Source organism: Rhizobacter sp. (assembly GCA_021153565.1).
GTDB lineage: Bacteria > Pseudomonadota > Gammaproteobacteria > Burkholderiales > Burkholderiaceae_C > Albitalea.
This window is the reverse complement of sequence record JAJKJU010000206.1, coordinates 1-26,472: the sequence shown is the minus strand read 5'-3', so window position 1 is coordinate 26,472 and position 26,472 is coordinate 1. Positions and strand designations below refer to the sequence as shown.

Genomic DNA, 26,472 nt, shown 5'->3' with positions numbered 1-26,472 from the left:
TGCCCGCTCATCACGCCAAAAGCCCCCTGCTCGTCGTTGCAAATGCTCGCCATAGCCAAGCTATGGCTGCGCTTTGCGCCTAGATCAGGCGCCTTTTGATGTGCTGCTCGGACACGCTCGAAATACTCTCAGCCGGGTCACTCGCTTGAATTCGAGAACGGGTTTCCCCCGCTTCGTCCCGTTCAACGGGCACCATATAGTGAACGCCGAAAAAGCGAACGACCGTTCGCTTTGTTTTTTACAAGGGGCATACATGAAGAAACTGAGGTCATGGGGATTGGCTGTAGTTGCCGCTTCGTTGCTGGCGGCATGCGGCGGCGGCGGCGACCCCGCGGTTCCCGGGAGCGGCTCACCCGCTGGCGCGCCGACAACCAAAGGGGCATTCACTGCCGTGGTGTCGTTCGGCGACAGTCTGAGCGACGTGGGAACTTACGCGCCGGCCACTTCGCTGGCAGGAGACGGCACACCGCCTTTCTTCGGCGGGAAGTTCACCACCAACAGTGCGACCGGAACGGTCTGGGTCGAGAATCTGGCCACATCGCTGGGTCTGGTGGTAACACCGGCCGAAGTAGGTTTCGGCGCTTCATCCGTCAAGTGCCCGGCTGCGGCGACACCAGCTCTTGCCGGTACCTGCACGGGCTACGGCCAAGGCGGCGCACGCGTGACTGATCCGAACGGCATCGGCCACGCCACGGGAGCGCTGACCGTCCCGGTGGCGACGCAGATTGCCAATCACCTGACGCGCTTCGGCAGCTTCAAGGACACTGACCTGATCCTGGTGTACGGCGGCAACAATGATGTCCTGGTGCAGTTCGGCACCTTCGCGGCCACGGCGGCCCAAGTCCAGGCCGACGCCGCTGCAGGCACGATCACCGCCGATCAAGCCAGGCAGGCGCTCTTCGTGGCCCAGACTGCGGCGCAGGCCGAGTTGAAGAAGGCAGCGCTGGAACTCGCGGGCTACGTGCGCACGCAAATCCTTGCCAAGGGCGGTAAGTACGTCGCCGTGATGCTGCTCAATGACTTCGCAGACACACCGTTCGGCAACTCGCTGCCCGCCACGGCGCGTCCGGTCCTGACCGACCTGTCGCGGGTCTTCAACCTGTGGCTGCGCGACGCACTCACCGGTGCGCCTGTTCAGTTGATCGACGTTTTCGCGCTCTTCAAGGACGTCAATGCCAATCCTGCCAACTACGGCATCGAGAACAACACAGTTCCAGCCTGTGACGCGACAAAGATCAGCGCAATCACGAGTGGCGCGGTAACGGACGGATCTTCGCTCTTCTGCAATAGCACGCCCGGGGCTCCCTACAACGGGCTGCGCACCGGGGCTGATGTCACCACCTGGTTTTTTGCCGACAGCCTGCATCCCACGACAGGCGGCCACAAGATCACCAGCGACGCGTTCGCGGCGCAACTCCATGCCTTCGGCTGGATTTGACCGCTGCAACAGGAGAAATCGAATGAAAATCAAACTCCAAACACTGGCAGTGGCCTTGACAGCGACTTTCGTTGTCGGCGCCGCATCGGCCGAAGACAACGTCTTCAAGCTCGGCGTCAGCGAATACACGACGCATTCGAAGACCACTGGCATCACCGGCATAGGCGTGCCTCCCGGCGCCGATGCAGAAACCAGCAATGTCACCACGGTGATATTCGTGTATGAGCGCATGGTCAACCCGAACGTCGGTGTAGAGCTGGTGCTCGGTATTCCGCCGAAGATCAAAGCAAAAGCCACGGGGTCGGTTGCCTACCTCGGCGACGATGTACTGTCGGCCAGGAATGTGACGCCGACTCTCTTCGTGAACTATCACTTCGGCCAGACCGGCGACACGCTGAGGCCCTATGTCGGCGGTGGCATCAACTACACGAAGTTCACCCACGTCCAGTCAAGACTGGCGGCCGACGCGCAGATGAGCGACTCCACCGGCTGGGCACTGCAAGCCGGCGCCGACTATTCCTTGAACAAGGACTGGGGTCTGTTCGCGAGCGTGGCCGCGCTGAAGGTCAAGAGCAAGGTGGTTGCCTCCGGGGCCACAGTGCTTCAGACGACGATCGACTTCAGGCCCGTCGTGTATTCGTTCGGAGCGTCCTACAAGTTCTGATCCGGCGGTTTGGACGAAAAAAGGGCCCCGAATGCGGGGCCTTTTTTTGTTCAGAGCGTGTGATGCCCGGACGGGGCACGACGACGGACGCGGTCGAGGATGAAAATGAATTCAGTCAGCATCTCGTGTCGTTGCCATTCGTGCGTCCGATGCTGTCCACTGGAGCAAGGCCTCGAGTGCCGGCCGGGCGGCATTGGCGTTCGGGTGGTTGACGATCGCTACCAGCACATAGCGGCGACCGCTGTTCGACAAGACGTAGCCCGCCATGCCGACAACATCACGCAATGAACCAGTCTTCAGATGCGCCCGCCCAACCTGGGAGTGCAGCCGGCGCAGCGTTCCGTCCACGCCAGTCACGGGCAGCGAGCTCGCGAGCTCGGGCATGGCGGGCCCCGACCAAGCCGACTGCAGCAGCCGCGCGAACAGGGCCGCGCTGACGCGACCCTCGCGCGACAGGCCCGAGCCATTGTCGATCACCAATCCGCGCGTGGTGCTGGCGCCGAATCGGGCGGTCGCCCATTGCGCAAGGACCTCGCGCGCTGCTTCGGGCGTGCCGAAATTGCGCTGGTTCAAGGCCAGCGTCAGGAACAGCTGCTGAGCCATTGTGTTGTTGCTGAACTTGTTGATGTCGCGGATGACTTCGGCAAGCGTCGACGACGTGACTGTGAAGTTCGGGGCGGTTTGTGGCGCTGCACCGTCCTTGACGCTGCCGGTCAGCACGCCGCCCATCTCGCGCCAGAGACCGGCAAGCAGTCGCTGGTTGTAGCTCTTGGGGTCGACGTAGGCCATTGGCCATTGCTGTTCGCCGCAAGCGACCGGGTACGCGCCTGCGAAGTGCAGACGTGCAGGGTCGGCGAGTTCGGCTTTCAGCGATGCGCGCCAGTCCTCGCACCGCCCGCTCGCAAGCGGCACCGCGCTATCGGCGGTCAGGCCGGCAAGCGGCGGTTCAGTCGACACGATGGCGACGCCGCGGGGAATGTCAGGAGTGAATGTGACGATGAGGGACCGGTAGTTCAGCAGCAGCGCATCGGCCTGCACGTTGTACGGTCGCGTTGCGTCGCCGTCGAAATCGCCGGGGCCTTGATTGCCCGGATTGAAAGCGCTGCGGTCGAGCAGGATGTCACCGCGAATCTCGTGCACGCCGAGCTGCTGCAAGCGGCGCAGAAGCAGCCAGACGCGTTCTAGCACCAGCTTCGGGTCGCCCGTTCCCTTGATGACGAGATTGCCCTCCAGGACTCCTTGCGGGCCGGGATTCTGCACCGTGCCTTGGAGCCACACAGGCGTCGCCCAGGTCCATGCCGGCCCCAGAAGCTCGAGCGCGGCGTCGGTGGTGAGCAACTTCATGAGCGATGCCGGATTCATCGGCCGGTCAGGCTGCCACGAGGCTCGGGCATATGTCTTTCCGACCTCCTGAACCACCACGGCGACGGCGTCACGCGGCACCTTGGCTTTCTCCAGGGCAGCTTCAAACTCGCCCGGCAAGCCGTACGACGCGGCGCTGACCGGCATCGAGAGGGCGAGACCGAGACACAGCCCAAGGCTGATCAAAAGATGGCGCGCACCGCCGTTGCAAAGTCGGATCGATCCAGGCATCGGCCGATGATCGCATGCACCCTTGCAGGGGCATCATGCGCGTCGGCGGTGTCGTCAGGACATGGCCCGAAACGGGAACTTATTCCGGGCCATGTCCTAAACTCTGCGGATGACAAGCCTGCTCGCCTTCGACACCGCCACCGAGCGCATGAGCATCGCACTCGCGCATGGCGGCAAGACCTGGACCCGCGAAGCTGCGGGCGGCGCACAGGCCTCGGCCACCCTGCTTCCCGCCATCCTCGCTTTGCTCGAGGAGGCCAGTATCACGCTCGCCGCCCTCGCCGCAATTGCCTTCGGGCGCGGCCCCGGGGCCTTCACCGGCCTGCGAACCGCCTGTTCCGTCGCGCAAGGTCTGGCATACGGCGCGAACAAGCCGGTTCTGCCGATCGACACCTTGCTTGCCGTCGCCGAGGATGCGCGCCAGGGCAGCGACCCGCAGGACGTGTGGGTCGTGATGGATGCCCGCATGAACGAGATCTACGCCGCTCGCTACGGCTACGCCGACGGACAGTGGATGACGCTGGTGCCGGCTTTCCTTGCAAATGTCGAACAGGTCAACGAACGATGGCAGGCGTTGGCGCCGCAGGTCATTGCAGGGTCGGCGCTCGCGATCTTTCCCGATCTGCGAACCGGCGACGCCCGCCTCGCACCCGATGCCGCGCCACGTGCGCAAGCGATGCTGCCGCTCGCGCAAGCTTTGTGGAATGACGGCGGCGAGGTCGACGCGGCCTTGGCGATACCGCTCTACGTTCGTGACAAGGTGGCCCAGACGACTGCAGAGCGCGAAGCCTTGCGCATCGCCCGGGAGCAAGCGGCGCTGGAGGCGGCCCGATGAACGCCGTTGTGCGCGACGACTTCATGCCGCTGCGCATGATGGTGAGCGACCTCGACGAAGTCGTTGCCATCGAGCATGCCGCCTATGACTTTCCGTGGACACGCGGCAACTTCATCGATTCGCTCGCCGCGGGCTATCTCGCGCGCGTGTTGCGCGGTGCGTCTGACCAGTTGATCGGGTACTTCATCGCCATGAAGGGCGTGGACGAGATGCACCTGCTCAACGTCACAGTGGCCCCGGCGCAGCAGAGCAAGGGCTTCGGTCGTCGCATGCTCGATGAGCTCGTCACCCTGTCGCGCGGGCAGTACGCCGATCGGCTGTGGCTCGAAGTGCGCGAGAGCAATGCGCGGGCGCGCAACCTCTATCTTCGCTACGGCTTCCGGCACATTGGGGTGCGCAAGGGCTACTACCCGGCGCTTCATGGCAGGCGTGAAGACGCCAACGTGATGAGCCTTGAGCTCGGAGGCCGCCATGCCATGGAGTGAACGCCAGGCGGCCATGCTGGCCGAAATGAACCTGAGGGTGTGGCCGCATGCGATAGCGCGAACTCCTGTGCTGGAGGAAGAGCAGACCCCCGTTTCGCCCGCAATGGCCACCCGTCCCGCACGGGCTGAGTCTGTCGAAGCCTTGACGCCGGCCCCCCTGAGCCTGTCGAAGGGAAGAGCGGCGCCTGTGGAGGCTCCTCTCACCCCAGTCCCGCCCAATGCCCGTGGCGACCGCCCCGCGGGGATCGAATCCATGGGCTGGCCCGCCTTGCGCGAGGCCGTCGTCAATTGCCGAGCCTGCAAGCTGTGCGACGGCCGTCGCCAGACCGTGTTCGGCGTAGGCCACGAGCAGGCGCATTGGATGATCGTCGGCGAAGCGCCCGGCGAGCAGGAGGACTTGCAAGGCGAGCCCTTCGTGGGCAAGTCGGGCCAGTTGCTCGACAACATGCTGCGAGCCCTCGGCCTCAGCCGAAAAGAGATGCCTCCTCCTGGCGGCGGCGGGTCGCCCTCCGATCCGGCGCGCCAGGTCTACATCGCCAACACGCTCAAGTGCCGCCCGCCGGGCAACCGCAATCCGCAGCCCGAGGAACTCGCTCAGTGCGAGCACTTCCTCATCCGGCAGATCGAACTCGTGAAGCCGAAGATCGTTCTCGCAATGGGGCGCTTCGCGGTGCAGAGCCTGTTGCGCAGCGAGGAGCCCATCGGACGCTTGCGCGGTCGCGTGCATCGCTACCAGGGCGTGCCGCTCATCGTCACTTATCACCCGGCCTATCTGCTGCGCAATCTGGAAGACAAGTCGAGAGCCTGGGACGATCTGTGCCTCGCGGCCGATACCGTCGCAGCGGCCGGGTCATAGATTCGGGCTACTTTTTCTTGACCGGCCTTCTCCAGCCCGACAGCGACACCTGCTTCGCGCGCACCACCGTCAACTGCTCGGCTGGCGTGTCCTTCGCGATCGTCGAGCCTGCACCGATGGTTCCACCGGCGCCCAGCGTGACGGGCGCGACCAGCACGCAGTTGCTGCCCACGTGCACGTCGTTGCCGATGACGGTGCGGTGCTTGTTCGCGCCGTCGTAGTTGGCGGTGATGCTGCCCGCACCGTAGTTCACACGTTCACCGACGGTTGCATCGCCCAGGTAGGCGAGGTGGTTCGCTTTCGCGCCCTTGGCGAGGGTGGAGTTCTTGACCTCGACAAAGTTGCCGATGTGCACTTCTTCCCCCAGGTTTGCACCTGGCCGCAGCCGCGCGAAGGGGCCGACCAGCGAACCTGCGCCGATCTTCACGCCCAGCTTTTCGCCGTCGATGTGCGTGAAGGGAAGAATCGCCGCATTCGTGCCGATCACCGCATTTCGAATCACGCAATTCGCGCCGACTTGCACGCCGTCGGCCAGTTCGACGCGACCTTCGAAGATGCAATTGACATCGATGTCCACGTCGCGGCCGCACAGCAGTTCGCCACGCACGTCGAAGCGCGCCGGGTCTGCAAAACGCACGCCAGATTCCATTAGCACCTCAGCGCGTGCGCGTTGGTAGCGGCGCTCGAGATCGGCAAGCTGAGCCGGGCTATTTACACCGAGCACTTCGGTCTCGCTCGCTGGTTGCGCGGCGACCACCGGTACGCCTTCGGCCACGGCCATCGCGACGATGTCGGTGAGGTAGTACTCGCCTTGCGCGTTGTCGTTGGTGAGGCGTGTGAGCCAGCGCCTCAGGTGCGCGGTGGGCGCGGCCATCATGCCGGTGTAGATCTCGCGGATTTGTCGCTGCGTGGGTGTCGCGTCCTTGTGTTCGACGATGCCCTGCACCGCGTGACCATCGCGCAGTATGCGGCCGTAGCCCGTGGGATCGGGCAAGTCGATGGTGAGCAAGGCGAGACGTTGGCCGCCGCATGAATCGACCAGTGCCGTCGCCGTCTTCGCTTCGAGCAGGGGCACGTCGCCGCTGAGGATGAGCGTGGTTCCTTCGCCATGCAGTTCCGGCAGCGCCTGCTGCACGGCATGCCCGGTACCCAGTTGCGGCATCTGCCGCACGAAGCGCAGCCCGGGCGCGCCGATTGCTTGTTCCACTTCATCTGCGCCGTGGCCGATGATGGTGATGATGCGATCGGCGGCGAGCATCGAGGCAGTTTGCAGCACGTGCTGCAACAGGCCGCGCCCGGCGATCTGATGCAATACCTTCGGCCGGGCCGACTTCATGCGGGTGCCCTTGCCCACGGCCATGATGACAATGTCGAGAGCCATGCAGAAATCCTTAATCAGACTCGCGATTATCGGTGTCATGGCGATGGCGCTCGCCTCTTGCACCGCCGTGCGCTTTGGCTACAACCAGGGAGCTGAACTGGCCTTCTGGTGGCTGGACCGCTACATCGATTTCAACGATGCGCAGGAGGTCAAGGCGCGCGAGGCGATCGCCGAGTGGTTCCAGTGGCATCGACAGACCCAATTGCCCGAGTACGCGACGCTTCTGGGCCGCGCGCAAGTCGAGGTGGCGGAGCCGGTGACGCCCGTGCAGGTCTGCAAGTGGATGGACACGATACAGGGGCGACTGGATGCAGCATTCGACCATGCGTTGCCGGCGCTCGCGGAGTCGGTGCGCGCCCTGTCGCCGGAACAACTCGCCCATGTCGAACGCAAGTACGCGAAGAACCTCAAGGAGTACAAGAGAGACTTTTTGCAGTCCGACCTGGAAGACCGCCGGCAGGTGCAGATCAAGCGGGTCGTCGATCGTGCCGAGATGGTTTACGGTCGGCTCAACGATGCCCAGCGCGAGAAGATTGTCCAGCTCGTTGCAGTGTCTCCATTCGATCCGCAAGCCTGGCTCGTCGAGCGCCAACGTCGACAGCAAGACGCGTTGCAGGCGTTGCGCAAGATGAGCGTCGAGCGTGCAGGCCCGGAAGAGGCCAAGGCTGTCCTCAAGTCCTTGTATGAGGAGATGTTCCGTTCACCAAGGGACCCCTATTGGGCATATCAGCAAAGATTGATGCAATTCAACTGCGACTTCGCGGCGCAAGTGCATAAGCTTTCGACTGCGGAACAGAGGGCGAACGCGCTGAAGCGGTTCAAGGGGTGGGAAGAAGATGCGCGGGCCCTGGCTGCGCAAGGGCGTTCGTAGTTCGATTGCATACGTGCAACGAACACCTGCACCTCTACGAATTGATCTGCGTTACCACCCGGTGCGGCGTCGCGCCTCCATGCGGGAAGTCCTTCAACCCCGCTTCAAACATCGCGCCAAGCAATGAGTTGATCGACGCTGAATACCCGTCATTGGTCACTCGTGTCTCGTAAAGAGGCTGACCGGACTTGCCGTCACGGATCAGCATCGCCACCTCCCGCTCGTACGTCGGCGTGTCGTAGTACGGCCATGCGCCGCTGAAGGCGAAGCCGGTTCGGTAGAAGGGCCGGCCGTGGTAGTGCCGGTGTACGTACAGCCCGCCGCGCCACCAGAATGGATTGTCAAATGGCGACGGTTCGTTCGGACTCACGCGCGCACCGAGCGTGACGCTGACGTCTGCGGCTTTCGGATCGGCGGCGAGAGTGAAGCCGGCGCGCTCCATCGCGCGGTGGGCGGCGTCTTCCAGCAACTGCTGTTGCTGCGCATTCGCCTCTTGAGACGGCAGGCGTTCGAAGGTGTAGGTGGCGGGCTTGCGGTCTGCGGGCCACAGGCTGTAAGCGGACACCTCGTTGCTCAACTCGCGAAGACCAGTGCAGGCGGTGAGCGCCGCGGCGGTGATCAGGAGAGTCAGAACTTTGCGCATCGTGTAGCTCCTGCCGAAGAGAGAATGGGGGGCTCTCAGCCTCTCAGCCGTCGCGGTGCAGCTTGATCGCACCGCTCGACTCTTTCGGCCCGCAGTCGTCGTCATCGTCGAACGCACGATCCCCTCCGGGGCTGGCGACCCCTGTGGTTTGGAGCGAGGTGAAGGGATACAGGTTCCGATCCATCATGTGGCTCGGCACGATGTTGCCCATGGCACTGAAGAGGTTGTCAATGCGCCCCGGGAATTGCTTGTCCCATTCGCGCAGCATTTTCTTGATCTGCACCCGCTGCAGGTTGGCCTGGCTGCCGCACAGCGTGCACGGGATGATGGGGAACTGCCGGTGCACCGCCCAGCGTTCCAGGTCAGTCTCGGCCACGTAGGCAAGAGGGCGGATGACGATGTTCTTCCCGTCGTCGCTCACGAGCTTGGGCGGCATGCCCTTCATGCGGCTGCCGAAAAACATGTTCATGAAAAGCGTCTGCAACATGTCGTCACGGTGATGCCCCAGGGCCACCTTGGTCGCGCCGAGTTCACCCGCCACGCGGTAAAGGATGCCGCGGCGCAGGCGCGAACACAGGCTGCACATGGTCTTGCCCTCGGGAATGAGGCGTTTGACCACCGAGTAGGTGTCCTGGTTTTCGATATGGAAGGGTACGTTTTGGCTCTTCAAATATTCCGGCAACACGTGCTCGGGAAAGCCGGGCTGCTTCTGGTCGAGATTGACCGCGACGAGATCGAACTGGATGGGCGCACGCTTGCGCAGGTTGACGAGGATGTCGAGCAGTGCATAGCTGTCCTTGCCGCCCGAGACGCAGACCATCACCTTGTCGCCCTCTTCGATCATGTTGAAGTCGGCGATCGCCTGTCCCACCTGTCGATGCAGGCGCTTGGACAGCTTGTTGATCTCCAGCGCTGCGCGCTTGTCCTGATCGAGTACTGCACTCATTGCTTGACGCTCTCTTTACTGCTTCTTTGCTTCGGCAAGGCCGAAGACTTCACATCCGACCGCCTCGCAGTCCGGGTACACATCGGGCTTCTGCGTCGACACGCGGGCCGCCCTCACATGCGGGTGGGCCAGCATCAACGCAAGTATGTCGTCGCACAGCGTTTCCTGCAGGTGGATGTGGCCCCGCTTCACGCGCAACGCGATGGTGCGGCGCATGAAATCGTAGTCCACGACCTCATCGAGTTCGTCCTTCTTGGGCGTCGACAGCGAGAGAGGGATGTAGAGGTCTACGTTGATCAGTACCCGCTGCTCGCCCTTCTTCTCGAAGTCATGCACGCCGATATTGATCCAGACTTCGTAGTTGAGCAGGAAGAGGCGCCTGCAGTCCATCAGGCTGGGATGCATGAGGAGACTGTGCATCAGGTTTCCTTTGAAGGGTTGGCGATGAAAAGCACGTCGCGTGCTTGCAATTGCAAGTGCTGGCCGCCATCCACCAGCAGCGTGGTGCCGGTGATGGCCGGGGATTCGATGAGAAAGCGCACGGCGCGGGCGATGTCCTCGGGCGTCGAAGACCGGTTCAACGGTGTCAAGGTGCGCGCCTTGCCGAATTCGTCGTCGGTCATGGCGCCCGACACCATCGTCACGCCGGGCGCCACCCCGCACACGCGTAGCCGGGGCGCCAGCGATTGGGCGAGCATCACTGTCGCGGCCTGCAAGGCGGCCTTGGACAGGGTGTACGAGAAATAGTCGGGGTTCAGGTTCCAGAGCTTCTGGTCGACGAGGTTGACGACGCAGCCGGTCTTGTCGCTGCCCTCGAGGTGCTCGTGAAGCGATCGAGCCAGGATCACCGGCGGCGCGACGTTGGCGCGCCAGTGACGGTCCATCGAATCCATGGCGAAGGATTCCGGGGAGTCGTATTCGAACGTCGATGCGTTGTTGACGACCGCATCGAGCCGTTTGAAGTGATCGAGCACGGCGGGAACGAGTGCGCGACAGGCAGATTCATCGGCCAGGTCGGCGTGGAATGTGGCTGCCGAGCCCCCTGCGGCAAGTAGTTCGGCGGCCACGGCCTCGGCGTCATCGCGCGAGCCGCGGTAGTGCACCGCAATGTCGAAACCGCCTCTTCCCAGATGAAGCGCGATCTCGCGGCCCAGCCGCTTGGCGGCGCCGGTGACGAGGACAACGGGGCGGGAGGCCATCATTTCTACAATCGGGCAATGAAATCCAAGGAAACCGCCAGTGTATCGGGGGGGGCACTCGCCTCGCTGATCCGCCGGGCCATCGCCCGGGACGGCGGCTGGCTGCCCTTCGACCGCTTCATGGCGATGGCACTCTATGCGCCCGGTCTTGGGTACTACGCCCGCAGTGACCGGCAGTTCGGGGGCTTGCCCTCGTCAGGCAGCGACTTCATTACCGCGCCGGAGCTGTCGCCATTGTTCGGGCGGGCGGTGGCGCGGCAGATCGGGCAGGCGCTTGCGGGCAGCGGCACCGATGAGGTGTGGGAGTTCGGTGCCGGCACCGGGGCGCTTGCGCTGCAGTTGCTCGATGCACTGGGCGATACGGTGCGGCAGTACAACATCGTTGACCTGTCCGGCACGCTGCGCGAGCGGCAGCGCAAAACGCTGGCGGCGCATGCAGGCAGGGTTCGGTGGCTCGATGCCCTGCCGGAGCGCATGAGCGGCGTGGTCGTCGGCAATGAGGTGCTGGACGCAATGCCTGTGCAGTTGCTGCACTTCGATGGCCTGCAGTGGTTCGAGCGTGGCGTGACTTCAGCCGGTGACGCAGCGGTAGATGGTTTCGCTTGGGCCGACCGGCCCACCGACTTGCGCCCACCGCATGACGCCGACTTCATTCCGGCAACGACCACCGAGATTCATCCGCAAGCAATGGCCTACATCGCGACACTGGGCGAACGCATGGACCGCGGCGCGGCCTTCTTCATCGACTACGGTTTTCCTGCGGCGGAATACTACTTTCCGCAACGCACCGGCGGCACGCTGATGTGCCACCAAGGGCATCGTGCGGACGGCGACCCCTTGTCGGATGTCGGCGCGAAGGACATCACTTCGCACGTCGATTTCACTGGCATCGCCCTGGCAGGGCAGGAGGCCGGCTTCGAGGTGCTGGGTTATGCAACGCAGGCGCGATTCCTGATGAACTGTGGGCTGCTCGACATGCTGCAAGGTGCGAATGTTCCGACGATTGCCAATGTGCAAAAGCTCTTGAACGAACACGAGATGGGCGAGCTGTTCAAGGTGATTGGTCTTGGCAAAAATTGCGATGAGAACTTCACCGCCGCGCCTATCGGATTTTCCAGCGGCGACCGGACGCACACACTGTGATCCGTTGGCTCGTCGTCATCTTTTTGGCACTGCTGATCTTCAGCGGGTTGCGCAGGTGGCTGGAGAAGATCGGGTTGGGCAAACTGCCGGGGGACTTTCGGTTTCGTATTTTTGGGCGCGAGGTGTTCTTGCCAGTGACGAGCAGCGTGCTGTTGAGCTTTCTCGCGATGTTGCTGGCCAGGTTTGTGTAGACCGGGTGCAACCCTTTGAACGACCCATATTCAGGGGCTCACACGGGCAACGAATCCAGGCCTGCGGCAATCGCCTGAACTCGTGCCTGCTGAATCGCCTGCCCAATCGCCACGCCACTCAACCCGCGCTCCGCCGCCTGCGTCGACACCGCGCGCGAATCCACGGCCAGCGCCAGGTCCAAGGCTTTCTGCAAGCGCGCCCTTTGTGAATACGGTTCGTCCTCGAACCCCAGCCTTCCACGCGCATCGCACTCGCAGGCCAGCAACATTTCCGCAAACCGCGCCGGCCGCCGGATCGCGTCGCAGCGCTCGATCAATCGCATGACAGCCGACGCATTCAGTTCGCCGCTGCGATGCACATTGCCATGCTCGCGCGCCACGACTTCCGCCAGTTCACGGCATTCGACCGGCACCTTCCAACGGTCGCATACCGCGCGAACCAGATCGACGCTGCGCTCTTCGTGCTTGATGTGTCGCGGCAGTATCTCCGCAGGCGTCGTCCCCTTGCCGAGGTCATGCCCGAGGCAGGCGAAGCGCACGGTCAGCGACGTGTTCAGCTTGGCGCTCATGTCGAGCACCATCATCAAATGCACGCCGGTATCGACTTCAGGATGATGCTGCGGTGGTTGAGGCACGCCCCATAGCCGATCCACTTCGGGCAGCAGCCGAGCCAAGGCGCTGCACGCGCGCAGCACCTCGAACATTTTCGATGGATGCGCTTCCATCAGGCCGCGCGACAACTCTTGCCACACTCGCTCGGCCACCAGTGCATTGACCTCGCCAGCTTCAACCATTTGCCGCATCAAGGCGAGCGTTTCGGGTGCCACGCTGAAATCGCCGAAGCGCGCAGCGAAGCGTGCGAGGCGAAGTATGCGCACCGGGTCTTCCGCGAAGGCAGGCGACACGTGACGAAGGATCTTTGCAGCCAGGTCCTTCTGCCCGCCGTAGGGATCGACGAGCGTGCCGTCAGCTTCGCGCGCCATCGCATTGATGGTGAGATCGCGGCGCGCCAGATCGTCTTCGAGGGTGACGCCAGGATCGGTGTGAAACACGAAGCCGTGATAGCCCGGCGCCGTCTTGCGTTCAGTGCGGGCGAGGGCATATTCCTCCCTGGTCTGCGGATGTACGAACACTGGAAAGTCTTTGCCCACGGGCAGGAAGCCGCGGGTCGTCATCTCCTGCGGCGTCGCGCCGACGACGACCCAGTCGTGGTCGTTCACCGGCCTTCCCAGCATTTCATCGCGGACCGCTCCGCCAACGACATATGACTTCATTGGCGGAGTTTAGGATTTGGGCGCTCGCCTGGCTTCAATGAGTGGGCGCCGTCCGGTACGGTTCGTCATCTGCGATGAAGTCGTGTTCCGCCTTCGCATCTCTTACCCAAGCCTGCATCGAAGGCAGCGAATGGATGTGCTCCACATACTTGGCGACGCGCGACGGCAGCGGCACTGCATAAGTTGCAAAGCGCGAACACACCGGGGCGAAGTACGCGTCGGCAATCGAGAATGCGCCGAACAGGAATGGGCCGCCGTGTTCGTCGAACTGCTTCTCCCACATTTGCACGATGCGCTCGAAGTCGCGTGCAACGTCGGGTTTTTCAGCCAGGACGCGTTTGCCGATCTCCGGCAATGAGGCTTCGATGTTCATGACGAAATGGCTGCGTAGCGCACCGAAACCCGAGTGCATTTCCGCGCAGAGGCTGCGTGCCCGCGCGCGGGCAAGGGGTTGAATGGGCCACAGGTTCTTGCTCGGGTACTTCTCGGCCAGGTACTCGGCGATCGCAAGGGTGTCCCACACCGCGAATCCCTCGTCGACCAGCACCGGCACGCGGCCCGAGGGCGCGACCTGGGCCAGGGTCTTCTTGAAGTCCGACTCGTCGTTGAAGGCGAGCCGCAGTTTGATTTCCTCGAACTGAATGCCGGACTGCGTCATCAGAAGCCACGGGCGAAGTGACCAGGAGGAGTAGTTCTTGTTGCCGATGTAAAGCTGCATGCGTGTCCTCTGAACCGTTGTCGTAGATGAAGGCCCCTGATGCTAGTGCAGTGTTTCATGATCTTGGCGCATTGCCGAGCGGGGCGATTCAGTTTCGGCGCGCCAGTGCCCGCAGAAGATCAAACTTGGCGATGCCGTCGCGTCGGCTCAAGATGGGCGGCATCACGCTTTCGAGCGAACGGGGCGTGATGCCCAGGCGCTCGAGGCCGGGAATGCCGGCGCCCGCAACGTTGTCTGCTTTCATCGAGTCGAGGTTGTCGCGTGACATCAATGGTTCGCCCGGAAGCAGTTCGAGCAGGCTGGCTTGCAAGTGGCCCAAAGCGGCGGGCAAGGGAATGATGGGCCGCTCATGGCCGGACCAGCGGCCCGCAAGTCGCACCAGTTCGCGCAAGGTGTAGACGGTCGGTCCAGTGCATTCGAAGTTTTGCGAGATGGTCAACGGGTTTTCGAGCGAACGCGCCACGGCCTCTGCCACGTCGTCCACCCAAACCGGCTGAAATTGAGCGTTCGCGCCGGCCAGCGGCATCACCGGAAAGATGCGTTGCAGCCTCGCAAACTGATTCATGAACCGGTCCTTCTCGCCGAAGATCACTGACGGTCGAAACACGGTCAGCGCGAGCGGCGCTGCGCGCCACGCGGCCTCGCCGTGCGCCTTGGATCGCAGGTACTTTGACGGTGCCGATTCGCTCGCGCCGAGCGAGCTCAAATGGATGACTCGCCGCACGCCTGCCGCCACGCAGGCATCGGCCACGCGGCGTGGGAGGTCCACGTGCACGCGCTGGAAGTCGGCCTCGCTGCCGTGCAGGGTCGCGATGAGATGGATCACTGCGTCGAAGCCGCGCACCAGGCGGCGCAAATCGGCGTCGTTGTTCACGTCGGCGGGGACCACCTCTACCGTCGGCAACAGCTGGATGTGCCCGGCGCGGCCCGGATGGCGCGTGGGCACGACGATGCGTCTGTCTGCACCTCCCGATCGATCGACCAGCTTGTCGCAGATGCTGCGACCCACGAAACCTGTACCGCCGAGAACGAGGATGTTGTTCATCGTGTGCCTGCTTCAGGGTAGATCTTTCTCTGGCGCAGGGGCATTCGCGTCGCGAGGCCCGATCGAGCGGCCCAGCCGCGTGCGAAGCACTGGCTCCTCGCCGTTGAGCACCGCTGCGTAGATGCTGGCATTGGACAGCACCTTCTTCACATAGTCGCGCGTTTCGGGGAACGGGATGTTCTCTGCCCACGCCGACGTCTCGATGAAAGGTCCCTCGCGCCAACGGCGTGGCCGCCCCGGGCCGGCGTTGTACGCGGCCGCGGCCATTGCCTGAGAGCCCTCGAAAGCGTCGAGCACATGCCGCAGGTAGCCAGTTCCGAGCCTCAGGTTGGTGCTCGGGTCGGTGATCATGTCCGGTGAGTAGGCCACGCCGTATTTCTTCGCGGTCCACTTCGCGGTGGCCGGCATCAACTGCATCAGTCCTGAGGCGCCGACGTAGGACCGCAGCGTCGCCATGAATCGCGTCTCCTGGCGGATGAGGCCCATCACAAATGGCGCGTCGAGATCGAGTTCCTTCGAACGCGCGACGATTTCGTCTCGATAGGGCGTGGGATAGCGCTGGGCGATGTCGATTTCGGCTTTGGTGCGCTCGCTGGTGTTGATGCACAACTGCCAGTCCTGGGCATCGCAGGCGATCTGCGCGGCGGCGAGCAATTGCCTATCGCTCATGCCGCGCAGGGTGTAGTTCCACTCGCGCCGACCCTCGTCACGCAGGCCCAGCGAGACGAGTTGCAGGCCGCGTGCCAGGCCCGGCGTGGCAGCGGCTTCGGCCCGCTCTGCCGATGTGAGGGGCGCCGGGCGCTGAGGCAGCGCGAAGGGCTGGTTGAGGGCTTCTGACGCGAGGGCGCCGTAGAAGCTCAACTGCCCGGCGATGGAAGCGAACATCTGCCGCGACTGCTCCCGCATGCTCTCACTGTTCTGCGAATCGCGCGACAAGGCCTGGAGGCCACGTGCCTTCCAGTAGACCCAGGTGGCATCGCGCTGTTCGTCCGGACTCATCGCATCGATGGCCTGCATCACCTGCTGCCAGCGGCCCTTGCCGTTGTTGGCGCGCAGGGCGGCGCGTGCTTTCCAGGCCATGGTGTCGTCGGGCCAGTCGAGTTCGCGGTTCTTGTCCTTCGCGAATATCAGCGCCGCGTGCTGGTAGTGGTCGGCGGCGGCGGGCAAGAGCTTCATGGCCGCCTGCTTGGCTACGCTGGCCCAGGCCCATGAGGCGAGATCAGGGGGAAGGGATCGTTCCCAGCGGTCGACGAGTGCGCCGGCTGCGGCATCGGGATCGCTGGAGGCCATGCGCATCAAGGCGAGTGTGGCGATCTCCGCATTGGCCCGCCCGTCCGCGGCCGAGGCCGAGGCCTTTCGGGTGATGAATTTGGCGGGACTGTCCGACAGGTCTTGCACCATGCTCGCTGTGCTCAGGCTGATGAGCGCAGCCGCCTGTCGTGCCGCGCGCAGGCGGCCGGCTTCGATGGACAAACGGGTCTTGCGCCATACATCGTCGGAATCGAAGACCTTGGCATCGACGAGCGTTGCGGCCAGCAGGGCGCAGCCCTCGTCGGCGTCTCGCTGGCCGAGCCATGCGGCGCGGGACGCATCGGCCACGTCCTTGCCGGCAAGATGGTTGGTGAGCAACGCATAGCAGGTGACTTCGCGGTCATCGTTCATGCGAAAGCGCGGGAAGTCGGTTGCGAAGTGTTCCCAGTCGCGGCGGTGGCCGAGTTCGAGCAGCCAGTCGTTGCGAAGGCGGTCTTCGACGTAGGTGTTGCGCCACCGGGCGTAAAAGGCATCTACCTCGGTTTGCGCGGCTTCGTTGATCCGGTTGCTGAGCTCCCAATAGTCGGCCCACATTGCGAGGGGGTGCTGGCTCGCTATGGCTGCGGCGCGGTCGGCTGCGAGGCGGTTGCGGTCCTTCTTGCGAAAGGCCTCGCGCGCGTCGGCAACGGGATCGGTCTGAGCGTGCAAGATCATGCACGGAGCGAGCGTGCCAAGGCCCAGGAAGGCCATGCCCGCGAGTGCCGCGAACCGGCGTCGAGCACGCCCATATACTGAACTGCAGATCTTCAACCGCTTCGCCTTCCTGATTGTGTTGCGCTACCCCGCTGAACCCGCCGTGCCCGATCGCCGCGCCCTGCGCGAACGACTCCATGGAGTCCGAGACCGTTTCGCCGCGGAATCCGGTGTCGAGGCATCGACCGCCTTGGCTGCTCATTTGAGCGAGGTGCTGGCCGAATTGATGCCCGAACGCCTGGGTCTTTACTGGCAGCTTCGATCCGAATTTAACGCAGCGTCCGCGTGCCTCGGCGACAAGAGTCTCGATGACCTTTCCCTGGCCCTGCCATTCGCTGCGAAGTCGCCGACACAGATGCACTACCGCGACTGGAACCGGGTGACGCCAACGGGCCGCGACGAATGCGGCATCCCCTCGCCGGACGGGGCGCCCGTCGTGCCTGACGTGGTGCTCGTTCCCTGCCTCGGTTACACCTCCTCGGGCTTTCGTCTCGGGTATGGCGGAGGCTTCTACGACAGATGGCTCGCTGACCATCCGCATGTCACGGCCATTGGCGTGGCTTGGTCGGCATGTGAGATCGATGAGGTGGATTTGGTTCCGCAGGCACATGATCAGCCGCTGATGCTTATCGTCACCGAGAGAGGCGTTGTCGGCTAAGGACATGGCCCGAAACAACTTATCGTTTTGGGGGTGCTGGGCGGGCGCGCTGCGGCGTGCTCCTCACTTGTGTGGCTTGCCACACAAGTGAGGAGCGCCTTGCATCGCATCCCGCCCAGCACCCCCAAAACGGGAGCTTATTCCGGGCCATGTCCTGACGACGCGGCCTGATCTGCCTCGGTCGGGCCTTCTTCGTCCGCCACGTCGCCGATGGCACTTCTCGTGTCGGCCGCGCGCGCCTCCACCCACGCGCCAAACTGCTGGACTTCATCGCGACCACGACCGGCGCGGGTGGTGATCAGCCAGTAGGCATAAGGGCTGTGGATGCGGCCCTCGGGGCCGAAGGGCTCGATCAGGTCGCCTCTTCCGAGTGGCTCGGCCACGAGCGCAAGCCGTGCGAGCGCCACGCCTTGCCCGGCCAGAGCCGCCTGCACTTGCTGGTAGGCGTAGTTGAGGTAGAGCCAGCGGCGGGGTTGCAGCTTGCGTTGCCCGTTGGCGGTGAGCCAGGGGCGCCAGCTCAAGAGTTCAGCGCTCGCTCGATGATCGTCCTCTTCAATCAGCGTGAAGTCCGCGAGCTGCGCAGGGTTGTCCAGCCGCGGCGCCTTTCCGTGACGGATGTCGTCGGCGAGCGCGCGACTGATCACCGGTGTCATCACCTCGCCGAACAGGTGGTGCGCGCCCTGGGGTGCGGATTGAGGCGTGCAGTGGCGCAAGGCGATGTCGATCTCGGGGTCGTCGAGGTCGACGATGCGGTCGTTGGCCGAGACACGGATGTCGAGATCGGGATGGGCACGCTGGAAGGCTTCGATCTGAGGCAGCAGCCACAAGGACGCGAAAGACGGAAAGGTTGTGAGGTGCACGGCGCGTCGCCCACGCGACTGACGAATCTGACGCACGCCGGCATCGAGCCGGTCGAGCCACGGCGCCACCACAAGCAAGAGTGCGGTACCGCTGCCGGTGAGTTCGACATGCCGCGTGCCGCGCGTGAACAACGGCGCACCGAGCTCGTCTTCGAGTCCCTTGATTTGCCGGCTGACGGCAGATTGCGTGACGTGCAACTCCTCGGCCGCTTCGCTGAAATTGAGTCGGCGAGCCACAGCCTCGAAAGCTCGCAGGCTACCCAGGGAGAGGGGGCGCTGTCGAACGCTATTCATGTCAATTCCGCATCAAATGGGCTATCCGAATTCATTGGAGTAAACCCTGGGAGTTGCCGAACATACAGAGGCGATGCAACGAAAAAGCGGTTGCAGCCAACCAGGAGATTGATGATGAAAACGCAACTTTTTCCCCAAGCAGGTGCCGCCGCCCTGAAATTCGACGCCCCAATGCGTGTCGAGCACTTGGCCGGTGAGTTTGCGGTCCTCAGCGGCCGCGTGTGGCTTACCCGCCAAGGCGATGTGGACGACCATGTCCTCGAAGTCGGCGAACGCTTCTTCATTGATCTGTCCGACAAGGTTGTGATCGAGCCGTGGACAGCCGGCGACGAAGTGTCCGTCGCCTGGCAAGGCCATGCTCAGCGCTCGCGGGTCGAGGCCTTGCCGCGTGGCGCCGCCGCCTTTGCCTTGCGCAGCTTGGCCTCCGGTGCCGCCGCCGCGGCCTTCGGGTTGCGTCGTGCGGAACTGGGCTTCGAGGCCTTTGCACGCAGCGCTGCGGCGATGGCCAGGCGCGCCCAGGGCTGCATGAGGCCCGGCGATTCCATCGCTTCGGCCGGAACCGTCCAGTAACCCACCGTCACCTGCTTGTCGGCGGAGTCATAGACGAAGCGCTCCCCGCCCGCTTCCTCGAAAGCGGCGCGGGTTTGCGCGTCGGCCTTGAGGTACAGCTGCTCGCGGAAGATCAAGGCGACGAAGAGGTCATCGACGTAAATGCCGTGGCCGCCGAACATCCGGCGGGATCGGGCAGCACCCATCGGAGCAAACAGTTCAGTGCAGTGAGTGGGGAGTTCGTCGTGGGCCATGCGCCATCTTGCACAATCGGGCCATCCTCAGCAACGGCCTTGGCGTCAGACACCCATGGATACCGACAAGAGCGACGACAGCGCAGCACTGCGCAACAAGCTGATCGCAGCCCGCCAGGCACTGCCCGACCGCCTGGAACGCGCGGTGCAACTCCAAAGCGTGCTGCGCGTGTGGCTCGTGGGCCGAAATGAAACCACCATTGGCGCGTACTGGCCGATCAAGGGGGAGTTCGATCCCTTGCCAGCTCTGTACAGGTGGTCGGAGGCCGATGAAGCCCGCCGCATCGGTCTGCCGGTCGTCGACAGGACCGCCGGGTCGCTGCGTTTTCACGTCTGGTACCCGGGCTGTCCGACGGAGCTCGATGCCTACGACATTCCGAAGCCCAAGGGCACGGAGGTGTTCGAGCCGCAGTTGTTGTTGCTGCCCTGCGTGGGCTACGGGCCGGAGGGTGTGCGCCTCGGATATGGTGGCGGTTTCTATGACCGGACAGTGGCGGCGCTCAAGCCGCGGCCGAAGCGAGTCGGGCTTTGTTATTCGAACGGGTTCTTGCCGTTCTTGCGCGGCAAGCCGGAAGATCTTCCGCTGGATGCCTTGATCACCGATGACGGCGTGGTCTGGCAGGCGGAAGATCGTTGAATTCGTAGGGTGGGCAAAGCGTAGCGTGCCCACGCGGAACATCGTCCGGATCTGACGGCAACGGCGTGGGCACGCTACGCTTTGCCCACCCTACAGATCAATCCTTGGGTGCGAGCCCCAGGCGCTTGCACAATTCGATCGTCAGCGCCGATTGATTCATCGTGTAGAAGTGAATCCCCGGCGCGCCACCGGCGATCAATCTCTCGCACAGCTCGGTCACCACGTCCAGGCCAAAGGCACGGATCGATGCCGCGTCGTCCATGAAGCCTTCCATCTTCAAGGCCACCCAGCGCGGAATCTCGATGCCGTCGCGCGCGGCGAACTGCGCGATCTTGGAATAGTTGTGGAAGGGCATGATTCCCGGCACCACCGGCACGTCCGCGCCGAGTCGCTTCGTCTCTGCGACGAAATGGAAGTAGCTGTCGGAATTGAAAAAGAACTGCGTGATTGATGAATTTGCGCCGGCCTTCACCTTGTCCACGTAGTGCTGCACATCGCGTTTCGCATAGCGCTGCTCGGGGTGATATTCAGGGTACGCCGCGACTTCGATGTGCCAATCGGCACCTTGCGATTCGCGAATGAATCGCACCAGTTCGGCGGCGTAGCGAAACTCGCCGGCCGTCGCGGTGCCGCTGGGCAGATCACCGCGCAAGGCCACGATGCGATGAATGTTCTGCGCACGGTATGTCGCAAGGATGTCCTTCAGGCCTTCGCGCGTCGATCCCACGCAGGACAAGTGCGGCGCAGCTTCGAATCCGGCCTTCGCAATGGCCATCACGGTGTTCAGCGTCTTCTCGCGCGTCGAGCCGCCGGCGCCGTAGGTGACGCTGAAGAATTCGGGCTGCATCGCGCCGAGCTGCTGCACGACGTCTTTCAGCTTCTCGTCGCCCACAGGTGTGTTGGGCGGAAAGAATTCGAAGCTGATGGGTACGGATTTGTTGCTCATGCTTTCGCGCCTTTGATCGGCTTGTCGTCTCTTGTCGCGTAGACGAAAAATTCATTGTTGCCGTCACCGCCTGCGATCGGGCTTGCGAAATAGCCGCGCACCCAGAGTCCGGCTTCCCTGCAGGACTGGCGCACGCGCGTTTCCACGAGCTGGAAGGAAGACGCGTCTTTCACCAGGCCGCCCTTGCCGATGAACTCCGGCTGCAACTCGAACTGCGGCTTCACGAGCAACAGCAAGGTGCCGCTTTGCCGCAGCAAGGGTGCGAGGGCAGGAATCACGAGGCTCAACGATATGAATGACAGGTCGCCGACAATGAGGTCGAAGCCGATGGCAGGCATCGCTTCGCCAAGGACGTCCTTGCTCAAGTGCCGCGCATTGATGCCTTCGAGCGCGTGCACGCGAGTGTCGTCGCGCATCTTCTGATGAAGTTGCCCGTGGCCGACGTCGATGCCGACGACCCGGCTCGCGCCGTGCTGAAGCAGGGCGTCTGTGAACCCACCGGTGCTTTGCCCGACATCGAGGCAAGTCATGCCGGCGACGCCGATCTCGCGCAGCTTCAGCGCGCCTTCGAGCTTGAGCCCGCCGCGACCGACGAAGCGCAATTCGGCGTCGTCGGTGACTTGCAGTTCGGCCTGGTCGGGCAGGTCTTCGCCTGCCTTGTACGGCACGACCCACCCCTTGGGCGAGAGCCAGCGCACGCCGCCGTGCGTGATCAGCCGCTGCGCGGCAGATCGTGTCGGCGCGAGGCCTCGTTCAACGATGAGTTGGTCGGCGCGCATGCGTTGTCCTCCGGTCGAAAGGTCAATAGCGGTAGGTGTCGGGCTTGTACTGGCCGTTCTTGCTCACGCCGATGTAGGCCGCTTGCTCGTCTGTCAGCACGGTCAGTTGGGCACCGAGCTTGGACAGTTGAAGTCGGGCAACCTTCTCGTCGAGGTGCTTCGGAAGCACATACACCTTGCCGACTTGATAAGCATCCTGCTTCGTGAACAGCTCGATCTGCGCGATCGTCTGATTGGCGAAGCTCGAGGACATCACGTAGCTCGGGTGGCCCGTGCCGCAGCCCAGATTCACCAAGCGGCCCTTGGCCAGCAGGATGATGCGCTTGCCATCCGGGAAGATCACGTGATCGACCTGCGGCTTGATCTCCTCCCATTCGTACTTCTCGAGCGACGCGACGTCGATCTCGTTGTCGAAGTGGCCGATGTTGCACACGATGGCCTGGTTCTTCATCTTGACCATGATGTCGTGCGTGATGACATCCTTGTTGCCGGTCGTCGTCACAAAGATGTCGGCCTTGTCGGCGGCGTATTCCATGGTCACGACGCGATAGCCCTCCATCGCGGCTTGCAAGGCGTTGATCGGGTCGATCTCGGTCACCCAGACTTGCGCCGAAAGCGCACGCAGCGCTTGCGCTGAGCCCTTGCCCACGTCGCCGTAGCCGGCCACGACAGCGACTTTGCCGGCGATCATCACGTCAGTGGCGCGCTTGATGCCGTCGACCAGCGATTCGCGGCAGCCGTAGAGGTTGTCGAACTTGCTCTTGGTGACCGAGTCGTTGACGTTGATCGCGCGGAACAGCAGCGTGCCCTTGGCGCTCATCTCGTTCAGGCGGTGCACGCCGGTGGTGGTTTCTTCAGTCACGCCGATGATCTCGGCCGCCTTGCGGGTGTACCAGGTCGGGTCCTCGGCGAGCTTCGCCTTGATGGAGGCAAACAGGCAGCGCTCTTCTTCGCTTTTCGGGTCGCTGATGAGCGACTGATCCTTCTCGGCTTTCTGGCCCAGATGCATCAGCAGCGTGGCGTCGCCGCCGTCGTCGAGGATCATGTTCGGGCCCTCGCCCTTGCTGCCCTTGGGTCCGAAGTCGAAGATTCGGTGGGTGTAGTCCCAGTAGTCGGCGAGCGTTTCGCCCTTGATCGCGAATACCGGTGTGCCGCTCGCGGCGATGGCTGCCGCCGCATGATCTTGCGTCGAGAAGATATTGCACGAAGCCCAGCGAACGGTGGCGCCGAGCGCTTGCAGCGTCTCGATCAGCACGGCGGTCTGGATCGTCATGTGCAGCGACCCGGTGATGCGCGCCCCCTTGAGCGGCTGGGTCTTCGCGAATTCCTCGCGGATGGCCATCAGGCCGGGCATTTCGGTCTCCGCGATCTTGATTTCCTTGCGGCCCCAAGCGGCAAGGGACAGGTCGGCGATGGCGGATTCGGTGGTGGATTTGAGAACGGCGTTCATGTCAGGCTCCATTTCGAACAGGAACCCGCCGACGCGGCTGCAAGGGGAGAGCAAGAAGGGCTTGGACTCACACCCACGAAGACACATCGTGCGGGTGAGCGCGGTTGCAATTGAAGTTTCCGAGCCTGGGGACCGGGCGCACACGTCAACACGTCTGCGCAGGTGCCTTGCAACGCTCCTCGGAAAGAGCCCGAATTGTAGTCGCGCGGGAAGCCCGACGACTGCCGGGGTTGTGCAAGACTGGGCGGAAGAACGTGCTTCCTTCGCTTCCGTGGGCATCGCTGCCGGCCGGCGCCGTGCGCTCGGTGTGCGGTGTCCTGATCGCCGTGCGGATCAGAGGCTGAGAGTCTTTCGATCATGCCCGCTCATCAATTCAAAAGCCCCCTGCTCGTCGTCGCAAAGCGCAGCCATAGCCAAGCTATGGCTGCGCTTTGCGCCTAGATCAGGCGCCTTTTGACGTGCTGCTCGGACACGTTCGAAATACTCTCAGCCCTGAAGGTCGAGGAATCCTCGCATGCGATCGAGTTCAGCATCGAGGGCGTCGCGAAAGACTCGCTCCCGCGGCACGCAGCCTGAGATGTAGCCGAAGTCGCATTGGAGGCGTGAGTCTTTCGTGGTGACGTTGGCCCAGCCGATCACCTCGTCGCGCCATAGAAGAGGCAGGGCGTAATAGCCGAGTTTGCGCTTGGATGCGGGCGTGTAGGCCTCGAAGCGATAGGCCCAGTTCCAGAACAGCTCGAAGCGGCGGCGGTCCCAGACGATGGGGTCGAAGGGCGCGAGAAGGCGCACTTCGTCCTGCGGCGCGTGTCGATTCGACGTCGGTTTCTCATCGGCAGGCCAGTACCAGTCGACGCCGGCGATACGCTCATGTGCGAGCCGTTCCTTGGCGCGCTGGATGCTTGCCTTGAGATCGTTTCGCCATTGCGGCGTGCCGTGGCGCAGGCGGCTGATGAGATTGCCGAGGCTCTGTGCCGGCAAAGGTGCGTATTTCCGAATGATCACGTCGGTGAGTGCATCGAGTGGCTCGCGTCGAGAAGCTGTGTTCTGGGTGGCGGGTGCATGCTCGTGCACCGCGTAGATGCGGACGCCGCACTCGCGCCGGACCACGCGAACGAGGCCGCGGTAGTGCATGCCATCGAGCAGATGGGTCGTTGCACTGGACGATCCGCCCCAATAGTTCTCGACTCTGCCGTGCGAAAAATGCGCGTCGACCTCGCGCGGATGCACTTCGCCACGGTCGCGGATGAATTCCAGCAGCGCCGTCGACTGCTTCTTGGTTGATTCAGGCCAGACAGTGCGCGGTGTGCGGGGGTGCATCAGCTGCTGGACCTCGGTCGATAGAAAGCCGTAGTTGACGAAAAAGTCTTCCTCGACACCCAGCTTCGGATAGCGCCGCTCGAGATCGCCGGCGAGGTAGTCCTTGACTCGATGGCGCAGCGTCAGGTCTTGAGCGCGTGCCGGTGCACGGATGGGATCGGCCTGGATGAAGCCGAGCTTGCGGATCGCGGCAGGGAGCGTCGTCGGCTTGAAGAGCGAGCGCGAGACGGCGTATCGGCGGAGGTCGTCGAGAGTCGGCGTGGGCATGTGCCGATGATGCACAAAGACGGCAGGCAAAGAAAAAGGGCGACTTGCGTCGCCCTTCGATGAGGTGCGGCTGAAGGCCGACTTACAGGCCCACTGCTGCGCGCAGCACCTTCGCCTTGTGACTGGTGCCGCAAGTCCAGGCGGCGCTGACGCGCCGTCGTGCTTTACAGGCCCGCTGCTGCACGCAGCACCTTGGCCTTGTCTGTGCGTTCCCATGAGAACTCGGGCTCTTCACGCCCGAAGTGCCCATACGCCGCCGTCTTCGAATAGATCGGACGCAGCAGATCCAGCATCTGGATGATGCCCTTCGGACGCAAGTCGAAGTGCTCTTGCACCATTGCCGACAGCCTTTCGTCGGAGATGACGCCCGTGCCTTCGGTGTAGACCGTGACGTTCATCGGCTTGGCCACGCCAATGGCATAGGCCACCTGGATCTGGCATTGACGCGCAAGGCCCGCGGCCACGATGTTCTTCGCGACGTAGCGCGCGGCGTAGGCCGCCGAGCGGTCCACCTTCGTCGGGTCCTTGCCCGAGAACGCGCCGCCGCCGTGCGGGCACGCGCCGCCATAGGTGTCGACGATGATCTTGCGGCCGGTCAGGCCACAGTCGCCCTGCGGGCCGCCGACGACAAAACGGCCGGTCGGGTTGATCAGGAACTTGGTTTCCTTGAGCCATTCGTTCGGGAGCACTGGCTTGATGATCTCTTCGATCACCGCTTCGGTGAAGGCCGGCAGCATCTTCTTCCCGTCGCTCATCTCGGGGGAATGCTGGGTCGACAGCACTACCGTGTCGATCGAGTGCGGCTTGCCGTTGACGTAGCGCATCGTCACTTGGCTCTTCGCATCCGGGCGCAAGAAGGGCAAGCGACCGTCTTTGCGTAGTTGCGCCTGGCGCTCGACGAGTCGGTGTGCGTAGTAGATCGGAGCGGGCATCAGCTCGGGCGTTTCATCGCAGGCATAGCCGAACATCAGGCCCTGGTCGCCGGCGCCCGTATTCAGGTGATCGTCGCTGGCTTGATCCACGCCTTGCGCGATGTCGTTCGACTGCTTGTCATAGGCGACGAGCACCGCGCAGCCCTTGTAGTCGATGCCGTACTCGGTGTTGTCGTAGCCGATGCGCTTGATGGTGTCGCGCGCGACCTGGATGTAGTCGACGTGCGCGTTGGTGGTGATTTC

27 protein-coding genes, 1 pseudogene and 1 riboswitch are annotated in these 26,472 nt (G+C 63.4%); of the genes and pseudogenes, 11 read left to right on the top strand and 17 right to left on the bottom strand.

Annotated elements, in window-relative coordinates:
• Positions 1-253: 253 nt before the first annotated feature.
• Both AC30NL_RS12980 and AC30NL_RS12975 read left to right on the top strand, forming a co-directional pair.
• Positions 254-1,438: an SGNH/GDSL hydrolase family protein gene (locus AC30NL_RS12980; RefSeq protein ID WP_489464417.1), complete on the top strand. Its 1,185-nt coding sequence runs from the start codon at positions 254-256 to the stop codon at positions 1,436-1,438.
• Between the two features lie 22 nt (positions 1,439-1,460).
• Entirely contained in the window at positions 1,461-2,102 is a 642-nt protein-coding gene (locus AC30NL_RS12975) for an OmpW/AlkL family protein (RefSeq protein ID WP_489464416.1), read from the top strand.
• Positions 2,103-2,213: 111 nt separating this feature from the next.
• Here AC30NL_RS12975 and dacB read toward each other — a convergent pair whose 3' ends face one another.
• The gene (dacB, locus tag AC30NL_RS12970) at positions 2,214-3,695 is read right to left on the bottom strand and encodes a D-alanyl-D-alanine carboxypeptidase/D-alanyl-D-alanine endopeptidase (protein ID WP_489464415.1); all 1,482 of its coding nucleotides are present in this window, start codon (positions 3,693-3,695) and stop codon (positions 2,214-2,216) included.
• 109 nt (positions 3,696-3,804) lie between these two features.
• Here dacB and tsaB point away from each other — a divergent pair, with 109 nt between their 5' ends.
• From tsaB to AC30NL_RS12955, 3 genes are read left to right on the top strand one after another with little or no spacing between them, the layout of a single operon-like run.
• On the top strand, positions 3,805-4,530 hold the full coding sequence (gene tsaB, locus AC30NL_RS12965) for a tRNA (adenosine(37)-N6)-threonylcarbamoyltransferase complex dimerization subunit type 1 TsaB (RefSeq protein ID WP_489464414.1): 726 nt from the start codon (positions 3,805-3,807) through the stop codon (positions 4,528-4,530).
• Positions 4,527-5,015, top strand: coding sequence for a ribosomal protein S18-alanine N-acetyltransferase (gene rimI, locus AC30NL_RS12960; RefSeq protein WP_489464413.1), 489 nt, complete (start codon positions 4,527-4,529; stop codon positions 5,013-5,015). The genes tsaB and rimI overlap by 4 nt, the downstream gene beginning before the upstream one ends.
• Positions 5,002-5,871 carry a uracil-DNA glycosylase gene (locus AC30NL_RS12955; RefSeq protein WP_489464412.1) on the top strand — a complete coding sequence of 290 codons (870 nt, stop codon included), beginning with the start codon at positions 5,002-5,004 and terminating at the stop codon, positions 5,869-5,871. The genes rimI and AC30NL_RS12955 overlap by 14 nt, the downstream gene beginning before the upstream one ends.
• Positions 5,872-5,878: 7 nt before the next feature.
• Here AC30NL_RS12955 and glmU read toward each other — a convergent pair whose 3' ends face one another.
• Positions 5,879-7,252, bottom strand: coding sequence for a bifunctional UDP-N-acetylglucosamine diphosphorylase/glucosamine-1-phosphate N-acetyltransferase GlmU (glmU, locus tag AC30NL_RS12950; RefSeq protein ID WP_489464411.1), 1,374 nt, complete (start codon positions 7,250-7,252; stop codon positions 5,879-5,881).
• A 37-nt stretch (positions 7,253-7,289) separates the two neighbouring features.
• Here glmU and AC30NL_RS12945 point away from each other — a divergent pair, with 37 nt between their 5' ends.
• Positions 7,290-8,123 (top strand): DUF6279 family lipoprotein, encoded by an 834-nt coding sequence (locus AC30NL_RS12945; RefSeq protein ID WP_489464410.1) that lies wholly within the window; start codon positions 7,290-7,292, stop codon positions 8,121-8,123.
• Between the two features lie 34 nt (positions 8,124-8,157).
• Here the strand turns inward: AC30NL_RS12945 and AC30NL_RS12940 are convergent, their stop codons facing one another.
• The 4 genes from AC30NL_RS12940 to AC30NL_RS12925 are packed head-to-tail and all read right to left on the bottom strand — an operon-like array spanning position 8,158 to position 10,914.
• A complete protein-coding gene (locus tag AC30NL_RS12940) occupies positions 8,158-8,766 on the bottom strand; it encodes a DUF4136 domain-containing protein (RefSeq protein ID WP_489464409.1) in 609 nt (202 codons plus the stop codon).
• 43 nt (positions 8,767-8,809) lie between these two features.
• A complete protein-coding gene (gene ttcA, locus AC30NL_RS12935) occupies positions 8,810-9,712 on the bottom strand; it encodes a tRNA 2-thiocytidine(32) synthetase TtcA (protein ID WP_489464408.1) in 903 nt (300 codons plus the stop codon).
• Positions 9,713-9,727: 15 nt separating this feature from the next.
• Positions 9,728-10,132, bottom strand: coding sequence for a dihydroneopterin aldolase (locus tag AC30NL_RS12930; RefSeq protein WP_489464407.1), 405 nt, complete (start codon positions 10,130-10,132; stop codon positions 9,728-9,730).
• Entirely contained in the window at positions 10,132-10,914 is a 783-nt protein-coding gene (locus AC30NL_RS12925) for an SDR family oxidoreductase (protein ID WP_489464406.1), read from the bottom strand. Before AC30NL_RS12925 ends, AC30NL_RS12930 begins: the two co-directional genes overlap by 1 nt.
• Positions 10,915-10,929: 15 nt before the next feature.
• Between AC30NL_RS12925 and AC30NL_RS12920 the strand changes: the two genes are divergently transcribed.
• The gene (locus tag AC30NL_RS12920) at positions 10,930-12,054 is read left to right on the top strand and encodes a class I SAM-dependent methyltransferase (protein ID WP_489464405.1); all 1,125 of its coding nucleotides are present in this window, start codon (positions 10,930-10,932) and stop codon (positions 12,052-12,054) included.
• Complete coding sequence (locus tag AC30NL_RS12915; protein WP_489464404.1) at positions 12,051-12,245, top strand: DUF2905 domain-containing protein; 195 nt, start codon at positions 12,051-12,053, stop codon at positions 12,243-12,245. Before AC30NL_RS12920 ends, AC30NL_RS12915 begins: the two co-directional genes overlap by 4 nt.
• A 38-nt stretch (positions 12,246-12,283) precedes the next feature.
• On the opposite strand, the gene AC30NL_RS12910 is transcribed toward AC30NL_RS12915, so the two are convergent.
• From AC30NL_RS12910 to AC30NL_RS12895, 4 genes are all read right to left on the bottom strand, one after another.
• Positions 12,284-13,519 (bottom strand): multifunctional CCA addition/repair protein, encoded by a 1,236-nt coding sequence (locus AC30NL_RS12910; RefSeq protein ID WP_489464403.1) that lies wholly within the window; start codon positions 13,517-13,519, stop codon positions 12,284-12,286.
• Positions 13,520-13,553: 34 nt separating this feature from the next.
• Positions 13,554-14,237 (bottom strand): glutathione S-transferase family protein, encoded by a 684-nt coding sequence (locus AC30NL_RS12905; RefSeq protein WP_489464402.1) that lies wholly within the window; start codon positions 14,235-14,237, stop codon positions 13,554-13,556.
• 88 nt (positions 14,238-14,325) lie between these two features.
• Positions 14,326-15,282: a complex I NDUFA9 subunit family protein gene (locus AC30NL_RS12900; protein WP_489464401.1), complete on the bottom strand. Its 957-nt coding sequence runs from the start codon at positions 15,280-15,282 to the stop codon at positions 14,326-14,328.
• A 12-nt stretch (positions 15,283-15,294) separates the two neighbouring features.
• Entirely contained in the window at positions 15,295-17,247 is a 1,953-nt protein-coding gene (locus AC30NL_RS12895) for a lytic transglycosylase domain-containing protein (protein WP_489464400.1), read from the bottom strand.
• A gap of 34 nt (positions 17,248-17,281) precedes the next feature.
• On the opposite strand from AC30NL_RS12895, the gene AC30NL_RS12890 reads away from it, so the two are divergent.
• Entirely contained in the window at positions 17,282-17,944 is a 663-nt protein-coding gene (locus AC30NL_RS12890) for a 5-formyltetrahydrofolate cyclo-ligase (protein WP_489464399.1), read from the top strand.
• A 137-nt stretch (positions 17,945-18,081) separates the two neighbouring features.
• Here the strand turns inward: AC30NL_RS12890 and AC30NL_RS12885 are convergent, their stop codons facing one another.
• Positions 18,082-19,098 (bottom strand): LysR family transcriptional regulator, encoded by a 1,017-nt coding sequence (locus AC30NL_RS12885; protein WP_489464398.1) that lies wholly within the window; start codon positions 19,096-19,098, stop codon positions 18,082-18,084.
• A 111-nt stretch (positions 19,099-19,209) separates the two neighbouring features.
• On the opposite strand from AC30NL_RS12885, the pseudogene AC30NL_RS12880 reads away from it, so the two are divergent.
• Positions 19,210-19,356 (top strand): annotated as a pseudogene (locus tag AC30NL_RS12880) (DUF2917 domain-containing protein); the annotation flags it as partial.
• 101 nt (positions 19,357-19,457) lie between these two features.
• Here AC30NL_RS12880 and AC30NL_RS12875 read toward each other — a convergent pair.
• Positions 19,458-19,901, bottom strand: coding sequence for a TfoX/Sxy family protein (locus AC30NL_RS12875; RefSeq protein ID WP_489464397.1), 444 nt, complete (start codon positions 19,899-19,901; stop codon positions 19,458-19,460).
• A 55-nt stretch (positions 19,902-19,956) separates the two neighbouring features.
• Between AC30NL_RS12875 and AC30NL_RS12870 the strand changes: the two genes are divergently transcribed.
• The gene (locus tag AC30NL_RS12870) at positions 19,957-20,538 is read left to right on the top strand and encodes a 5-formyltetrahydrofolate cyclo-ligase (protein ID WP_489464396.1); all 582 of its coding nucleotides are present in this window, start codon (positions 19,957-19,959) and stop codon (positions 20,536-20,538) included.
• Positions 20,539-20,635: 97 nt separating this feature from the next.
• On the opposite strand, the gene metF is transcribed toward AC30NL_RS12870, so the two are convergent.
• The 5 genes from metF to metK form a co-directional block, all read right to left on the bottom strand.
• Positions 20,636-21,484: a methylenetetrahydrofolate reductase [NAD(P)H] gene (metF, locus tag AC30NL_RS12865; protein ID WP_489464395.1), complete on the bottom strand. Its 849-nt coding sequence runs from the start codon at positions 21,482-21,484 to the stop codon at positions 20,636-20,638.
• Positions 21,481-22,263, bottom strand: coding sequence for a TlyA family RNA methyltransferase (locus tag AC30NL_RS12860; RefSeq protein ID WP_489464394.1), 783 nt, complete (start codon positions 22,261-22,263; stop codon positions 21,481-21,483). Before AC30NL_RS12860 ends, metF begins: the two co-directional genes overlap by 4 nt.
• A 22-nt stretch (positions 22,264-22,285) precedes the next feature.
• Positions 22,286-23,713 (bottom strand): adenosylhomocysteinase, encoded by a 1,428-nt coding sequence (gene ahcY, locus AC30NL_RS12855; RefSeq protein WP_489464393.1) that lies wholly within the window; start codon positions 23,711-23,713, stop codon positions 22,286-22,288.
• 89 nt (positions 23,714-23,802) lie between these two features.
• Positions 23,803-23,900: riboswitch (S-adenosyl-L-homocysteine riboswitch) on the bottom strand.
• 299 nt (positions 23,901-24,199) lie between these two features.
• Positions 24,200-25,297 (bottom strand): DNA glycosylase AlkZ-like family protein, encoded by a 1,098-nt coding sequence (locus tag AC30NL_RS12850; protein ID WP_489464392.1) that lies wholly within the window; start codon positions 25,295-25,297, stop codon positions 24,200-24,202.
• Positions 25,298-25,461: 164 nt separating this feature from the next.
• Positions 25,462-26,472: methionine adenosyltransferase (gene metK, locus AC30NL_RS12845; protein ID WP_489464391.1), on the bottom strand; the 1,011-nt coding region annotated here is incomplete at its 5' end.

What these genes read in the sequence shown, in the direction of transcription:
- AC30NL_RS12980 (WP_489464417.1), top strand. Translation starts at nt 254, where the DNA reads ATGAAGAAACTGAGGTCATGGGGATTGGCTGTAGTTGCCGCTTCGTTG.
- AC30NL_RS12975 (WP_489464416.1), top strand. Translation starts at nt 1,461, where the DNA reads ATGAAAATCAAACTCCAAACACTGGCAGTGGCCTTGACAGCGACTTTC.
- dacB (WP_489464415.1), bottom strand. Translation starts at nt 3,695, where the DNA reads ATGCCTGGATCGATCCGACTTTGCAACGGCGGTGCGCGCCATCTTTTG.
- tsaB (WP_489464414.1), top strand. Translation starts at nt 3,805, where the DNA reads ATGACAAGCCTGCTCGCCTTCGACACCGCCACCGAGCGCATGAGCATC.
- rimI (WP_489464413.1), top strand. Translation starts at nt 4,527, where the DNA reads ATGAACGCCGTTGTGCGCGACGACTTCATGCCGCTGCGCATGATGGTG.
- AC30NL_RS12955 (WP_489464412.1), top strand. Translation starts at nt 5,002, where the DNA reads ATGCCATGGAGTGAACGCCAGGCGGCCATGCTGGCCGAAATGAACCTG.
- glmU (WP_489464411.1), bottom strand. Translation starts at nt 7,252, where the DNA reads ATGGCTCTCGACATTGTCATCATGGCCGTGGGCAAGGGCACCCGCATG.
- AC30NL_RS12945 (WP_489464410.1), top strand. Translation starts at nt 7,290, where the DNA reads ATGGCGATGGCGCTCGCCTCTTGCACCGCCGTGCGCTTTGGCTACAAC.
- AC30NL_RS12940 (WP_489464409.1), bottom strand. Translation starts at nt 8,766, where the DNA reads ATGCGCAAAGTTCTGACTCTCCTGATCACCGCCGCGGCGCTCACCGCC.
- ttcA (WP_489464408.1), bottom strand. Translation starts at nt 9,712, where the DNA reads ATGAGTGCAGTACTCGATCAGGACAAGCGCGCAGCGCTGGAGATCAAC.
- AC30NL_RS12930 (WP_489464407.1), bottom strand. Translation starts at nt 10,132, where the DNA reads ATGCACAGTCTCCTCATGCATCCCAGCCTGATGGACTGCAGGCGCCTC.
- AC30NL_RS12925 (WP_489464406.1), bottom strand. Translation starts at nt 10,914, where the DNA reads ATGATGGCCTCCCGCCCCGTTGTCCTCGTCACCGGCGCCGCCAAGCGG.
- AC30NL_RS12920 (WP_489464405.1), top strand. Translation starts at nt 10,930, where the DNA reads ATGAAATCCAAGGAAACCGCCAGTGTATCGGGGGGGGCACTCGCCTCG.
- AC30NL_RS12910 (WP_489464403.1), bottom strand. Translation starts at nt 13,519, where the DNA reads ATGAAGTCATATGTCGTTGGCGGAGCGGTCCGCGATGAAATGCTGGGA.
- AC30NL_RS12905 (WP_489464402.1), bottom strand. Translation starts at nt 14,237, where the DNA reads ATGCAGCTTTACATCGGCAACAAGAACTACTCCTCCTGGTCACTTCGC.
- AC30NL_RS12900 (WP_489464401.1), bottom strand. Translation starts at nt 15,282, where the DNA reads ATGAACAACATCCTCGTTCTCGGCGGTACAGGTTTCGTGGGTCGCAGC.
- AC30NL_RS12895 (WP_489464400.1), bottom strand. Translation starts at nt 17,247, where the DNA reads ATGATCTTGCACGCTCAGACCGATCCCGTTGCCGACGCGCGCGAGGCC.
- AC30NL_RS12890 (WP_489464399.1), top strand. Translation starts at nt 17,282, where the DNA reads ATGCCCGCGAGTGCCGCGAACCGGCGTCGAGCACGCCCATATACTGAA.
- AC30NL_RS12885 (WP_489464398.1), bottom strand. Translation starts at nt 19,098, where the DNA reads ATGAATAGCGTTCGACAGCGCCCCCTCTCCCTGGGTAGCCTGCGAGCT.
- AC30NL_RS12875 (WP_489464397.1), bottom strand. Translation starts at nt 19,901, where the DNA reads ATGGCCCACGACGAACTCCCCACTCACTGCACTGAACTGTTTGCTCCG.
- AC30NL_RS12870 (WP_489464396.1), top strand. Translation starts at nt 19,957, where the DNA reads ATGGATACCGACAAGAGCGACGACAGCGCAGCACTGCGCAACAAGCTG.
- metF (WP_489464395.1), bottom strand. Translation starts at nt 21,484, where the DNA reads ATGAGCAACAAATCCGTACCCATCAGCTTCGAATTCTTTCCGCCCAAC.
- AC30NL_RS12860 (WP_489464394.1), bottom strand. Translation starts at nt 22,263, where the DNA reads ATGCGCGCCGACCAACTCATCGTTGAACGAGGCCTCGCGCCGACACGA.
- ahcY (WP_489464393.1), bottom strand. Translation starts at nt 23,713, where the DNA reads ATGAACGCCGTTCTCAAATCCACCACCGAATCCGCCATCGCCGACCTG.
- AC30NL_RS12850 (WP_489464392.1), bottom strand. Translation starts at nt 25,297, where the DNA reads ATGCCCACGCCGACTCTCGACGACCTCCGCCGATACGCCGTCTCGCGC.